Origin of the sequence: Alloiococcus sp. CFN-8 (assembly GCF_049943125.1) — a bacterium.
Taxonomy (GTDB): domain Bacteria; phylum Bacillota; class Clostridia; order Clostridiales; family Clostridiaceae; genus JAEXZL01.
The window spans coordinates 415,147-430,017 of record NZ_CP188040.1 but is presented as its reverse complement, the minus strand read 5'-3'; the positions used below and the strand labels follow the sequence as shown (position 1 = coordinate 430,017).

Sequence of the window (14,871 nt, the reverse complement as noted above, 5' to 3'; positions counted from 1 at the left end):
ATGAGAGATAAAAAGCTAACGTTAAATTCAAAAAGAAATCTAATCACCTACGGGATAGTTATATTCTGTTATATTGCTGTTACACTTATGATAAATGGAGGTCATGTGTCTAGCCTCATGGAGGGACTTTTAGTGCCTATCTGTGTTTATGTGATTTTAGCAATATCTCTGAACCTAACCGTAGGAATATTGGGAGAGCTTAGTCTTGGACATGCAGGCTTTATGTGTGTGGGAGCTTTTGCTGGCGCATTGTTTTCCAAAATTATGGTGGGGACCATAGAAAATTCTTTTATAAGAATTTTTATTGCCATAATCATTGGTGCAGCAGTAGCAGGTGTTTTTGGTATATTAATAGGTATTCCTGTCCTTAGGCTTAGAGGTGATTATCTTGCTATTGTAACCCTTGCTTTTGGAGAGATAATAAAAAATGTTATTAATGTAATTTATTTTGGAAGAGATAATAGTGGCTATCATTTTTCTATGAAGGATTCAATGTCTCTTAATTTGGATGAAACTGGAGAAGTTTTAATCAAAGGACCCCAAGGAATAACGGGAACCCCCAATGATGCTACATTTTTTGTGGGTATTATTTTAATATTAATAGCACTTTTTATTATATTGAACATGATTAATTCTAGAACAGGAAGGGCAGTTATGTCTATTAGAGATAACAGGATAGCTGCTGAATCTCTTGGGATTAACATTACAAAATATAAGCTTTTAGCTTTTTCTGTTTCTGCAGCTATTGCAGGAGCAGCAGGAGTTTTATATGCTCATAATTTATCATCTCTCACTGCCAATCCAAAATCCTTTGGCTATAATATGTCAATAATGATATTGGTATATGTAGTGCTAGGAGGACTTGGAAATATAAGAGGTTCAATGATATCAGCCGTTGCTCTTACTCTCCTTCCTGAGCTGTTAAGGGATCTTAGTGAGTATAGGATGTTGATTTATGCGGTGGTTCTGATTATAACTATGATTTTAACCTACAGCTCCGGTGGTAAGAAGCTAAGAGGATACTTATCATTAAATAAGATTTTTAAAAAGAAAATAATACTAAAGGAGGCGGAGAGATAATGGCATTATTAGATGTAAAAACTCTTGGGATTTCCTTTGGTGGCCTTAGAGCTGTTGATGAATTTAACCTATCCATACACCAGGGCTCATTATATGGGCTCATTGGACCAAATGGTGCTGGTAAGACTACTATCTTTAACCTTTTAACAGGTGTGTATACCCCTGACACTGGGAAAATTGTAATCGATGATAAGGATATTACAGGTAAGAACACCATAGAAATTAATAAAGCAGGGGTTGCAAGAACCTTTCAAAATATAAGGCTGTTTTCTAATCTATCTGTATTAGATAATGTTAAGGTAGGCCTTCATAATAAAAACAAATACTCCACTTTTACTGGTATATTTAGGTTGCCTAAATATTATAGAATGGAAAAAGAAATGAATGAAAGAGCCATGGCTTTATTGAAGATTTTCGATTTGGATAAGGATGCTGAGGTTAAGGCCTCTAACCTTCCCTATGGTAAGCAGAGAAAGCTAGAAATTACTAGGGCTTTGGCAACGGAGCCTAAGCTACTTCTTCTAGATGAACCTGCTGCAGGGATGAATCCCATGGAAACCGCGGAGCTCATGAATACTATAAAATTCGTGAGAGATGAGTTTAATATGACTGTTCTTCTTATTGAGCATGATATGAACCTTGTTTCAGGCATTTGTGAGGAGCTTACAGTTTTGAATTTTGGTAGAATACTTGCCCAAGGAGAAACCTCAAAGGTTTTAAATGATCCTGAGGTAATTAAGGCATATCTTGGTGAGTAGGAGGAGTAATAAATGGCTATGCTTGAAGTGAAAAATTTAGAGGTTTCATATGGAGTGATTAAAGCAATAAAAGGTATATCCTTTGAAGTAAATCAAGGGGAGGTAATTGCTCTTATAGGTTCTAATGGGGCAGGGAAGACTACGATACTTCATACTATAACAGGACTTATAAATAAGGATTCTGGAGAAATACTCTTTAATGGCCAGGATATTACTAAGGTACCAGGCCATAAGATAGTATCCATGGGAATGGCTCATGTGCCAGAAGGAAGAAGGGTTTTTGCCAGTCTCTCTGTGCTTCAAAATCTTATGATGGGAGCATATACTCGTAAGAATAAAAGTGAAATCGAGGAAACCCTTAACATGATATATAAGAGGTTCCCAAGGCTTCTGGAAAGAAAAAATCAGCAGGCAGGTACTCTAAGTGGTGGAGAACAGCAGATGCTGGCTATGGGAAGGGCGCTGATGTCAAAGCCAAATATTATATTAATGGATGAACCTTCTATGGGCTTATCTCCAATCTATGTAAATGAAATCTTCGATATTATTAAAGAGGTTAGTCAGTCTGGTACTACGGTGCTTCTGGTGGAGCAAAATGCTAAAAAAGCACTATCCATAGCAGATAGAGCTTATGTACTAGAAACAGGTAGGATTGCCTTAGAGGGTAAAGCTTCTAGCCTTTTAAATAATGAAGATATTAAAAAAGCTTATTTAGGGGAATAAATTAACTAATAAATTGAGAAGAATAACTAAAGTAGTCTGCAAAGACTGCTTTTTTATTAGGGATTATATCTGACAAATGAAATTTGTAAATTAAAATATTGCAAACACTGTCAATATTATGTATACTATATAGCATATTATTATCTTTGTTGAAATAATTAATGTACGAAGATTCATGAATGAGGTGTTGTTAGTGAAGCAGAAAATAATGAAGAAATTTAAAAGAGTTATGGTTGCTAACAGAGGGGAGATTGCAATTCGTATTTTCAGAGCCCTAGAGGAGCTGGGAATAACCACCGTAAGTATCTATTCAAAGGAGGATAAATATTCTCTATTTAGGACCAAAGCAGATGAAGCCTATCCTTTAAATCCTGAAAAGGGTCCTATCGATGCTTATCTTGATATTGATACCATAATAAAAATTGCAAAGTCAAAAAATGTAGATGCCATACATCCTGGTTATGGTTTTTTATCGGAAAATCCGGAATTTGTTGAGGCTTGTGAAAGGAATAATATTGTTTTTATAGGTCCTAGTAAAGAAATAATGCTGGCCATGGGAGACAAGATTTCCTCCAAGGAAATTGCTTTAAAGGCTAAGGTTCCTGTAATACCAGGAATTAATGATTCCTTGAAGGATATTGATTCTGTCATGGCTATTGCCGAGGAGATTGGTTATCCCGTGATGCTCAAGGCTTCTAATGGAGGCGGAGGACGTGGTATGCGTATAGTTCGCAAAAGAGAGGACATGGCTAGAGAGTATCAGGAGGCTGTAAATGAGTCTAAGAAGGCCTTTGGAGATGACAGGGTGTTTATTGAAAAGTATCTGGAAAATCCAAAGCATATAGAAGTGCAGATATTGGGAGACCATCAGGGAAATATAGTTCATCTTTATGATAGAGATTGCTCTGTTCAGAGGAGGCATCAGAAGGTGGTGGAATACGCTCCAGCCTTCAGTATACCTAAGGAAACGAGAAATTTAATTTTTGATAGTGCTCTTCGTTTAGCTAAGGAGGTAGGCTATTATAATGCAGGAACCTTAGAGTTTTTGGTGGATAAGGATAATAAGGCTTATTTTATTGAGATGAATCCAAGAATACAGGTTGAGCACACAGTGACAGAAATGATCACAGGAATAGATATAGTGCAGGCACAGATACGTATAGCAGAGGGGTATCCCTTAGCTTCAGAGGAAATTGGCATTCCTTCTCAGGAGTCAATAGCTTCCTCAGGTTATTCAATTCAGAGCAGGATTACAACAGAGGACCCAAATAATAACTTTCTCCCTGACACTGGAAAAATAAATGTTTATAGGTCTGCTTCTGGAAATGGAATAAGGCTTGATGGTGGAGTTGCTTACACCGGTGCAGAGATACTGCCTTACTATGATAGCCTTCTAGTTAAGGTTATATCCCATGATAGGACCTTTGAAGGGGCTATAAGAAAGTCGAAGCGTGCTTTAAAGGAAATGCGTATAAGAGGGATTAAGACAAATATACCCTTCCTTATAAATGTATTAAGCAATGAAGACTTTGAAAAAGGGAGCTGCTATACAACCTTCATTGAAAGCTCTCCAGAGCTATTTAAGCTGAGAGAAAGTGGAGATAGGGCAACGAAGCTTTTAGAGTTTTTAGGTAACAGAATTATTAACTCCGATGTTTCTGAAAAGCCCTTTTATGAGAGTACAATACTGCCTAGGTATGACAGTAATAAAAAAATACATGGTGCAAGAGATAGATTTTTAGCTCTAGGAGCAGAGAGATTTGCCAAGGAAATATTAAAGGATAATAGACTCTATGTAACGGATACTACCATGAGAGATGCGCAACAATCCCTTATGGCTACAAGAATGCGTACTAAGGATATAGCAGGAGCTGCCTCTGCTACCAATGCCTTTATGGAAAATGCCTTTTCTGTAGAAGCCTGGGGAGGGGCTACCTATGATACTGCATATCGATTTTTAAAGGAATCACCCTGGAAGAGGCTTGAGATTCTTAGAGAAAAGATGCCAAATACTCTTATTCAGATGCTTCTTAGAGCCTCTAACGCCGTAGGCTATAGCAACTATCCAGATAATGTTGTAAAAGAGTTTATAAGGATATCAGCCAATAAAGGTATTGATGTATTCAGGATATTTGATAGCCTCAACTGGTTAGAGAATATGAAGCTTCCCGTAGAAGAGGCTCTTAAAACTGGTAAGCTAGTGGAAGGTGCTATCTGCTATACAGGAGACATAACAAATCCAAAGGAAGTAAAATATACTCTGGATTATTATGTGAAAAAGGCTGTTGAGCTTGAAAAAATGGGTTGTCACATTCTTGCTATTAAGGATATGGCAGGCTTATTAAAGCCTTATGCTGCTAAGGAGCTGGTAACAGCTTTAAAGAGAGAACTGACCATACCTGTACATCTTCACACTCATGATTCTACGGGAAATGGAGTAGCTTCAGTGCTTATGGCTGCAGAAGCGGGAGTAGATATAGTTGACCTTGCCATTGAATCCATGAGCTCCTTTACCAGTCAACCATCTATGAACTCTGTGGTAGAGGCTTTAAGTGGAACGAAAAGAGATACTGGACTTAAATCCCAGGAGCTTAATGAGCTAAGCAATTACTATGGCAGGGTGAGAAAGGTTTATAAAGGCTTTGAGAGCGAGATGAATTCTCCTTATTCAGATATTTATAGATATGAGATACCTGGAGGTCAATACTCGAATCTTCTAGCTCAGGTTAAAGCTATGGGCGCTGAAGATAGCTTTAAGGAAATAAAGGAGCTGTATAAGGATGCTAATGAGCTTTTAGGAAATATCGTGAAGGTAACACCCACTTCTAAGGTTGTGGGAGATTTAGCGATTTTTATGCTGAAGAATGAATTGACGAAGGATAATATAACTGATAAGGGAAAGAATGTTTCCTATCCAGATTCTGTAGTGGAATATTTTAAAGGATTAATAGGACAGCCGGAGGGGGGCTTCCCTGAAAATCTTCAAAGAATAGTATTAAAGGGGAAGAAGCCAATAAAGGTTCGACCAGGGTCTCTGCTGCCTGAAGCTGACTTTAGAGAAATAGAAGAGCTCCTTAAAGAAAAATATTATGTGTCTGCTATGGAGGATAAGGAGGTTATGGAGCAGAAGGTTATAAGCTATGCTCTATATCCTAAGGTTTATGAGGATTATTGCCAGCACTTTGAGGCGTACAATGATGTGAGCCGTCTTGAGAGTCATGTTTTCTTCTACGGACTGAGGAAGGGAGAAGAAACAAGTATTCCTATAGGAGAAGGAAAAGAGCTTATTATCAAATACATAGATGCTTCAGAGCCAAATGCTCAGGGAATGAGAAATCTTTCCTTTGAGGTTAATGGTGCTATTAGGGAAATACAGATTCTGGATGAGAGTCTAGAAATCAAGGCTGATAGAAAGCTAAAGGCCGATAAGAACAATCCAGCTCATCTTGGCTCAAATATACCAGGAACCGTGGAAAAAATATTTGTTAAGGAAGGGGACCAGGTGTCGGTAAATATGCCTCTGATGATAATAGAAGCTATGAAAATGGAAACTACATTAGTTTCTGCTGTTGAAGGTACTATTGATAAAATTTATGTTTCTCCCAAGGATAGGGTTAATCAAGAGGACCTGCTCCTTACCTTTACATTAAAAGAATAAAGTAATACATTAAAGCTTTTATCCAGTGAATCTGGATAAAAGCTTTTTTTCTATAGCTCTTCAATTTTGATTATGCTTTCTATGCTGTTGATTTCATTGAGGAGCTCTATCTCTTCCAAAGCTCTGTGAACTAAGCCTTCTTCTCCGAGATGAGTGGTAAATACTACATCTACATTTTTTTCATTGATTATTGTCTGGTTAACAGTAAAAATGCTAATTCCGTAGCTTCCTAAGATTGTTGCAACCCTTCCGAGGATTCCAGGCTTATCTAAGGTATTTAGTCGAATATAATATTTAGAGGTATTTTTCTCTCTGGGAAGGATGGCCTTAGGGCGGCGATTTTCATTTTTTAGATTTAAAAAGGTATAAGCTACGTGATTTCTAAGGACGGAAATTAAGTCTCCTATAACAGCGCTCCCTGTAGGAAGATCTCCGGCTCCTCTACCGTAGAGCATTAAATCTCCCACGGCATTACCCTTTAAGAAGATTGCATTAAAGGAATCATTGACATTAGCTAGGGGATGGCTATCAGGTATCATAGCAGGATGAACCCTAAGCTCTAGAGTTCCTTCTCTTTTTTTACCTATGGCGAGAAGCTTAATAACATAGCCGAATTTTTTAGCATATTCTATATCAATAGGATGAATTTTTGCGATTCCTTCTGTGCTTATGGAGTTAACATCGATAAATTGACCGAAGGATAGGGTTGAGATTATCGCCAGCTTATAAGCAGCGTCATAGCCGTCAACATCAGAGGTGGGATCTGCTTCTGCAAAGCCCATTTCTTGAGCCTCCTTTAAGGCGGACTGAAAGGTCATGGAATCCTTGGACATTTTAGTTAAAATATAGTTGGTAGTTCCATTGATAATTCCTGCAAGGGATTCTATCTTATTTGCAGTTAAGCTTTCATTGAGTTCTCGTATTATTGGGATGCCTCCTCCAACGCTGGCCTCATAGTAGAAGTGGACACCTTCCTTAAAGGCTGTTTCAAAAAGAGTTCGGCCATGGAGTGCTAATACCAGCTTGTTGGCGGTAATAACATGCTTTTTGGCTCTCATGGCTCTAAGCATATAATCCAGGGCAGGCTGCTCTCCTCCTAAAAGCTCTATTACCACCTTGATATCATCATTTCTAAATATATCTTCTGGATCCTCTGTTAATACCCCTTCTGGAAGAGCGATAGTCCTGTTTTTTAGCTTATTCTTTACAAGTATTTTTTCTATGTGTATATTGCAGCCAGCTCTTTTATTAATGACGTTTTTATTTGTACTTAGAATATTCCATACACCTTGTCCTACATTACCTAGTCCTAAAATTGCAATTTTTACATTATCCATGGTTACCTCCATAATGGTGTATACATTAGTATAGCTATTGTTATTTACGATTTATCTGAGTTCCTTGAAAGTCTATATATAATTCACTGCTCTGCCATTTATTATTTAAGGTAATTAAATAGCTGTTTATAGATTTAATAAAATCATTATTCTCCTGTGGAACAAGCACCAATATCGTTGGCCCTGCTCCACTTAAAAATACTGCTGAGGCATTATATTCCCAGCATTTCTTTACTACAGGCTCATAATCTGGGATTAACTTAGCTCTGTAGGGCTGATGGAGTCTATCCTCGCAGGCCACAGGAAGATTTTCTAGCTTTCCTGTAGCTAATGCAGCGATAAGAAGGGATACTCTGTTTATATTAAAGATTCCGTCACTTCTTTCTACTGTATGTGGGAGTACAGACCTTGATAAAGCTGTGCTTAGTTCAAATTCTGGTATAAGTGCAATGAACTTAATGTCTTTGCTTAAGGGGATATTATCATAATATATATTACAATCCTTGTAAGTGGCTGTGACGATACCGCCTAAAATGGCTGGGGCTACATTATCAGGATGTCCTTCTATTTCAGAAGCTATTATGAGTATGTCCTCCCTAGTTAGAGGTAGCTTCAAAAGCTCTGCAGCGGCAAATACTCCGGCTACTATGCAGGTGGAGCTGCTCCCGAGGCCTCTAGATAACGGGACTTGGGAATCTATATGAAGCTTTATTCCTGCAGGAAGAAGCTTGTGATATTTATTTGCAGTATACTTCATTGCTTTAATAACTAGGTTGTTTTCATCTGAAAATTCTTTTGGGCAGCCGGTTATGATAAGGCTATCACCAGATTCTTCAAGAAAAAAGCTGTTGTATAAATTTAAAGCTGCTCCTAGGGTATCAAACCCAGGACCCAGGTTTGCTGTGCTGGCAGGAACTTTTATTTCAATCATTCTTTCACCACCTATATATTTAAGATGTTCTGTACTTTGATCTTCATTTCCTCTGGTGTACAGCTAGCTTTATGGAGAATAGGTTTTTCCTTAAGCTCTTCTATAGCTTTTGGGATCGGTATTCCCGATGCTTCTGAAAGTTTATAGCTTGCCTCAAAAATATCCTTCTCTGAAAGCTCTATATCTAAAGCGCTGCACAATGCCTTTGAAAATTTAAAAGGACTTGCTGTGGATAGAATCACTGTTTTAGTGCTATCCTTACAGTCTTCTTTATATTTTTTCAGTACGCTGTAAGCCACAGCTGTATGTGTGTCCATGAGATAGCCTGTGCTTTTATACAAGCTATAGATTGTTGAAGCTACCTCCTCCTCTAGAGCAAAATTGCTATAAAAGTCCTTAAGTCCTGCTTTTATTTTATCAGTAAGCTTATAAAAGCCTTTTTGGGAGAGCTCTTCCATTAGATTTTTTGTAGCTTCAGAGTCTCTTTCGGATATTTCGTAAAGTAATCTTTCTAAATTACTAGATATCAATATGTCCATAGAAGGAGAGGTGGTGGTTTTTAGCTCTCTTCTGCTGTCATAGATGCCATTATTAAAGAAGTGGTATAGCACATTATTTTCATTTGAAGCACAGATAAGCTTGTTGACAGGTAGTCCCATAAGCTTTGCATAATAGCCTGCAAATATATCTCCAAAATTCCCTGTGGGAACAGCAAAATTAATCTCTTCTCCTGGCTGTATTTCCTTATTCCTTAATAGAGATAGATAGCTGTAAAAATAATAAACCACCTGAGGTACTAGTCTGCCGATATTGATAGAATTGGCAGAGGTAAAAAAGTAACCTTTGTCCGCTAGCTTCTCTTTAAGCGGCTCGTTCTTAAATAACTCCTTGACGCCTTTTTGAGCATCGTCAAAGTTTCCTTTAATACCGATTACAGAGGTATTATTTCCTTCCTGTGTAATCATTTGAAGCTTTTGAATAGGGCTTACACCATCCTCTGGGTAGAATACTATTATTTTCACTCCATTTACTCCGGCAAAGCCCTGAAGAGCAGCCTTTCCAGTATCTCCGGAGGTTGCAGTTAATACAACAGGTTGCTTCTTTGATTTATCTCTGAGGGCTGAGAGCTCAATAAGCTTCGGGAGTAGGGTGAGGGCTATGTCCTTGAAGGCTAAGGTTGGTCCATGGAAAAGCTCTAAAAAGTATAAATCCCCTACTTTAACTGTTGGAGTTATTTGTTGATCGGAAAAGCTTTCGTCATAGGCATCTGAGATGGCAATCTTTAATTCCTCCTGAGAAAATTCGGGAAAGAAAAGAGATATAATGTATAAGGCTAGCTCCTGGTAGCTGTAGGCTACAAGGTCCTTTATATCCTTATCTAGCTTTGGTAGCTCTTCTGGTACATATAGGCCTCCGTCCTCTGCTATTCCATTTAAAATAGCATAAGGGGAGGTGATTTTTTTTGAAATTCCTCTAGTGCTTTTATACAGCATATATATCCTCCTTAAATTTATTTAAATAAAAAAGCCCTGTCCCTATATAAGGGACGAGAGCATTGGCTTCCGCGGTTCCACCCTGATTGATAAATCCACTTTAACGCTATAACGGGCGACCGTTCACTGCTACTGTTATTTCACAGGAAACTCATAGGTGGTTTTCCATTTCTGTAGCTTAAAGAACCTTTCAGCCATTGAGTTCTTTTCTCTGATAGCATAAAGAAATTTACTTTTCCTAATCATTGCTATAATAATATTCATATTATATTCTTGTTAAAATAAAAACATTTTTTATATTTTAACGCGGTAAAGTGAAAATGTCAATAATAATACAAATATTCTAAAAACAAACTTAAGAAAACTGCTTATAATAGTCCTGAAGTTTCTATTCTAAAGCTAAAGTTCTTACTTTAATTACTCCATCTATGTCTTTTATTGAATTTAATATTTCAAGAGGGATGTCTCTATCTAAATCAAAGAGGGCATAAGCGTACTCCCCTCTACTCTTTGATATCATATCTGCTATATTAACTCCCTTGTTACCTAGAAGAACTGTGAGTTTACCCAGCATATTTGGTATATTTTTATGAGCTACGGCTAATCGCACTGGTTTTTTTAGTGCCCCTAGGGAGCAATCGGGATAGTTAACGGAGTTAGTTATATTACCGTTATCTATATAATCCTTAAGCTCTTCCACGGCCATTACTGCGCAATTATCCTCAGCCTCCTCTGTAGAAGCACCAAGATGAGGGATAGCTATGATATTCTTTAGGTTAACAATCCTATCATTTGGGAAATCTGTTACATATTTACGGAGTTTTTTGCTCTCTAAAGCTTCTTCTAAAGCATCTTCATCTACTAGCTTGTCTCTAGAATAGTTCAACAAAATAGCGCCATCCTTTAGCTTTTCGAAGGCTTCCTTATTAATAAGTTTCTCTGTCTTATGGTTAAGAGGTACGTGGATAGTGATATAATCACAGTTTTTAAGTAAATTCTCAAGGTAGTCCACATGCTTTACATGACGAGAGAGATTCCAAGCGCACTTAACAGGGATAAAGGGGTCATAGCCATAAACCTCCATACCGAGGCCAATTGCAGCGTTAGCTATTCTGTATCCGATAGCACCAAGACCTATAACTCCGAGCTTTTTACCTAAGAGTTCAGTTCCTGAAAATTGTTTTTTGTTTTTCTCTACAAGAGAAGCTATATCCTTTTGAGCAGAATTAGCTTTAACCCAATTGATTCCTCCAACAATATCTCGGGCAGCTATGAGCATCCCTGCTATTACAGACTCTACTACACCATTGGCATTGGCTCCTGGGGTATTAAAAACAACTATACCTTTTTCTGCACATTGATTGATAGGAATATTGTTGACGCCGGCACCAGCTCTAGCTATGGCTAAGAGAGAAGCTGGCAGCTTTAAATCCTTCATATTTGCACTGCGTACCAAAACTCCCGTAGCCTGTGATAGATCTTCAACAATTTCATAGCTTTTTGGCAGTAGTTGAAGTCCTTCAATGGATAGTGGATTTAAACAGATAATTTTATTCATTTGATACAACCCTTTCTACAATAATTTGTATTTAATATTAATATATATAAAAATTATCTATAATAATTACATAACTTTAGTACGGTGTAGTGTTAATAATCAGTATATAAATGAGAATGAATAAAGTCAATAGTCTTACTTAGATAATTGAATAAAAAGTATCAATATAGTCTTTAAAATATCCTACAAACAAAATGAAAAAGATGTTCATTGTTATTTAATTAATTAATGTTCAACACAATAAGTAGTTAATCTTTTATCTTTTATAAGCTAGATTTATTGATAGAAATACAAAAAGCGTAATTTAATAAAAATTTAGTGGTTTATATTGGAACAAATACAAATATATGCTATACTTTAAAAGGATATTATGTTAGATAAATAACAAACATATCGAGATTTTCAGTTAAAGGACAATTTTAAGGGGGGGCATTTTAGTGAAAAGATTTTTATCAGTTGTTTTAACAGGACTAATTGCAATGTCAATGGTTGCTTGCTCTAGTGGTGGCGAGGAAGAAACCCTAACAGGAGTAGGTAAAGGTATTGGTGGCGAACTGAAGGTTGAAGTAAAGAAAGAAGGGGAGAAGATAGTTTCTGTTAAGGTTACAGAACACAAGGAAACAGAAGGTATCGCAGACCCAGCTTTGAAGGACATTCCTGCTGCCATAGTTAAGGCAAATTCTACGGATGTAGATGTGATTTCAGGGGCTACTGTAACCAGTAAAGCAATAATAGCTGCGGTTAATAATGCATTAGATCCTGAAAAGTATCCAGCGCCAGAAAAGGAAGAGGCTGGTTCAGGCTCTGTCACTGCTGCTGATGTATATCAGGGCTTCGGTATTACAAGTGTTCCAAGAGTGGGTCCAGGTAAGGATGATACAGATACTCCAGTCTATAGCTTCAATGAAGTTTTCGCTAATGTTTTATTTGATGGAGAAGGTAAAATTCTTTCTCTAATCATCGATCAGCTTGAGGTAGCAACTCCAAACTATGATGGAGATGGCATGCCTCATTTCAGTGGATACCCAGGACAGGGTGGCTATAATAATGATGAAAATCATGATGGAAAGATAGATGGAAAGACTGCAGATACTGAGGATAGATTTGTTGAAGAGATTAAAGGATGGACAACCAAGAGAGAAAGAGGAGATAAATATATAGTTGGTTCCTCTACTTGGACAGCACAGATGGAAGCCTTTGAAAAGCTTTTTACAGGTATGACAGTAGATGAGGTTGAAGAGTGGTTTAAAAAGTATACATCAGATATAAATGGAAGACCTCTTAAAGCTGAGTCTGAGGATGAAAAGGATAAAGCAAAGTTTAATGCTTTAACAGATGCTGAGAAAAAGGAACTGGCAGATGTAACCTCAGGTGCTACTATGAGTCTTAAGGATCCTCATGGAGATATTATAGGTGCAATAAAAAATGCTTATGAGAATCGTATTGCTTTAGATATTAAAGGAGCTACAAAACAGGGAATGGGCTTAAACTTCATGCCTCGTATAGGTCCTGGTAAGGATGATACAGGCACACCAGTTTACAGTATAAATCAAGTTTTTGCTAATACCTTATTTGATAAGGATGGTAAGATAGCTGCACTTCACATAGATCAATTAGAGTTTGCTACTCCTAACTATGATGGGGATGGAATGCCTCATCTCAGCGGTTTCCCGGGACAGGGTGGCTACAATAATAATGAAAATCATGATGAAAAGGTAGATGGAAAGACAGCAGATACAGAGGAGCAGTTTACCAGCGAGGTTAATGGCTGGGTTACTAAAAGAGCTCGTGGAGATAAATATATTGTAGGGGCTTCTACCTGGACAGATCAAATTGAAGTTTTTGAAAAGCTCTTTGTTGGCAAGACTGTAGAAGAAGTTGAACAGTGGTTTAAAAAGTATACCTCCGATATAAATGGAAGACCTCTTAAAGCTGAAGCTGAGGATGAAAAGGATAAAGCAAAGTACAGTGCTTTAACTGATGCTGAGAAGAAAGACCTAGCAGATGTAACCTCAGGAGCAACTATGAGCCTTAATGATCCTCATGGAGATATTATATCGGCTATCAAGAAATCCCTTGAAAGCGCTAGAGAAATCAACTTGGAAATAAAATAGCAAATAAAAAAGCATAGATTAATTCTATGCTTTTTTATTATCCTTGTATTTCTGTGTTAGAAGACTTGTACTAACTTCATATGACGGCTAAATACAAAAATATAAACATTTTGATATTATAGGAATAGAAGAAGACTTACGGCCATTACAACCATTCCTGCCACTAATCCGTATATAGATAGATGATGTTCTCCATATTTCTCTGCTGAAGGCAGAAGCTCATCAAGAGATATGAATACCATGATTCCTGCTACAGCTCCAAAGAGTATCCCTAGTACAAGGTCATTTATAAAAGGCATTAATATTAAATATCCAATAATTGCTCCTAAAGGCTCTGAAAGACCGGACAGGAAGGAATAGATAAAGGCTTTTTTCTTACTTCCTGTAGCATAGTATACAGGAACTGATACAGCTATTCCTTCAGGAATGTTATGGATAGCAATAGCAACAGCTATTGGTATGGCTATTTCTGGCTCCTGAAGGGCAGAGATAAAGGTTGCTAAGCCTTCTGGAAAGTTGTGGATTGCTACAGCTAAAGCTGTAAAGAGTCCCATCCTTAAAAGTTTTTTATCTTCCTTGGAACTATTTTGCGGTATATCTTCGATTTTATATACCTCATGAGGGTTTTCTTCACTGGGGATAACTTTGTCTATAAGAGCGATTAATAGCATGCCTCCAAAAAATGAGATTACTGTGACCCAGGAACCGGTTTTAATTCCTAGTTCTCCTGTCAAGGAATCCTTGGCCTTAACAAATATTTCAACCATGGAAACATAAATCATAACACCAGCAGAAAAACCTAAGCTTACTGAAAGAAATTTTGTGTTAGTCTTTTTTGCAAAAAAAGCAAGAGCACTTCCTATACCTGTGCATAAACCTGCAAAAAGTGTTAGGCTAAATGCAAATAGTACATTATTCATAATTACCTCCTTTGATTTTAGTGTAAGTTATATTAAATATTATAAATAAGAATATATATTAATTGATAATGATTATCAATTAATGTAATTATATATGAGATTTAAGTAATTGTAAATACAATTTATATGACAATAATATATTATTTTATTTCTCTGATTAAGATACTCAATAATACTTAGATGATTTATTATATTTTAACTTAGTTAATAAGAATTTACTATTTGTTTGTTAAAAATTAAGAAAATATCTACAATATATTGATAATAATGTAACAGGGTGATATACTATAACTAAAGTT

Annotated in this window: 10 protein-coding genes and 1 other annotated feature; of the genes, 5 read left to right on the top strand and 5 right to left on the bottom strand. The window is 36.9% G+C overall.

Annotated elements, in window-relative coordinates; genetic code table 11:
- From ACPWSR_RS02070 to ACPWSR_RS02055, 4 genes are all read left to right on the top strand, one after another.
- Nucleotides 1-1,080 carry a branched-chain amino acid ABC transporter permease gene (locus ACPWSR_RS02070; protein WP_426351342.1) on the top strand — a complete coding sequence of 360 codons (1,080 nt, stop codon included), beginning with the start codon at nt 1-3 and terminating at the stop codon, nt 1,078-1,080.
- The gene (locus ACPWSR_RS02065) at nt 1,080-1,838 is read left to right on the top strand and encodes an ABC transporter ATP-binding protein (RefSeq protein ID WP_426350038.1); all 759 of its coding nucleotides are present in this window, start codon (nt 1,080-1,082) and stop codon (nt 1,836-1,838) included. Before ACPWSR_RS02070 ends, ACPWSR_RS02065 begins: the two co-directional genes overlap by 1 nt.
- A gap of 12 nt (nt 1,839-1,850) precedes the next feature.
- A complete protein-coding gene (locus ACPWSR_RS02060; RefSeq protein ID WP_426350037.1) occupies nt 1,851-2,561 on the top strand; it encodes an ABC transporter ATP-binding protein in 711 nt (236 codons plus the stop codon).
- A gap of 193 nt (nt 2,562-2,754) precedes the next feature.
- The gene (locus ACPWSR_RS02055; protein WP_426350036.1) at nt 2,755-6,219 is read left to right on the top strand and encodes a pyruvate carboxylase; all 3,465 of its coding nucleotides are present in this window, start codon (nt 2,755-2,757) and stop codon (nt 6,217-6,219) included.
- A gap of 50 nt (nt 6,220-6,269) precedes the next feature.
- Here the strand turns inward: ACPWSR_RS02055 and ACPWSR_RS02050 are convergent, their stop codons facing one another.
- The 4 genes from ACPWSR_RS02050 to ACPWSR_RS02035 all read right to left on the bottom strand — a co-directional run bounded on the left by ACPWSR_RS02050 (nt 6,270) and on the right by ACPWSR_RS02035 (nt 11,538).
- On the bottom strand, nt 6,270-7,556 hold the full coding sequence (locus tag ACPWSR_RS02050) for a homoserine dehydrogenase (RefSeq protein WP_426350035.1): 1,287 nt from the start codon (nt 7,554-7,556) through the stop codon (nt 6,270-6,272).
- A 40-nt stretch (nt 7,557-7,596) separates the two neighbouring features.
- Nucleotides 7,597-8,487, bottom strand: coding sequence for a homoserine kinase (gene thrB / locus ACPWSR_RS02045; RefSeq protein ID WP_426350034.1), 891 nt, complete (start codon nt 8,485-8,487; stop codon nt 7,597-7,599).
- A gap of 11 nt (nt 8,488-8,498) precedes the next feature.
- Complete coding sequence (gene thrC / locus ACPWSR_RS02040; protein WP_426351341.1) at nt 8,499-9,986, bottom strand: threonine synthase; 1,488 nt, start codon at nt 9,984-9,986, stop codon at nt 8,499-8,501.
- Between the two features lie 40 nt (nt 9,987-10,026).
- Nucleotides 10,027-10,235, bottom strand: a binding site (T-box leader).
- A gap of 133 nt (nt 10,236-10,368) precedes the next feature.
- Complete coding sequence (locus ACPWSR_RS02035) at nt 10,369-11,538, bottom strand: phosphoglycerate dehydrogenase (RefSeq protein ID WP_426350033.1); 1,170 nt, start codon at nt 11,536-11,538, stop codon at nt 10,369-10,371.
- A gap of 437 nt (nt 11,539-11,975) precedes the next feature.
- Here ACPWSR_RS02035 and ACPWSR_RS02030 point away from each other — a divergent pair, with 437 nt between their 5' ends.
- A complete protein-coding gene (locus tag ACPWSR_RS02030; RefSeq protein WP_426350032.1) occupies nt 11,976-13,652 on the top strand; it encodes an FMN-binding protein in 1,677 nt (558 codons plus the stop codon).
- Nucleotides 13,653-13,768: 116 nt separating this feature from the next.
- Here ACPWSR_RS02030 and zupT read toward each other — a convergent pair whose 3' ends face one another.
- Nucleotides 13,769-14,572, bottom strand: coding sequence for a zinc transporter ZupT (gene zupT, locus ACPWSR_RS02025; RefSeq protein WP_426350031.1), 804 nt, complete (start codon nt 14,570-14,572; stop codon nt 13,769-13,771).
- Between the last annotated feature and the right edge of the window lie 299 nt (nt 14,573-14,871).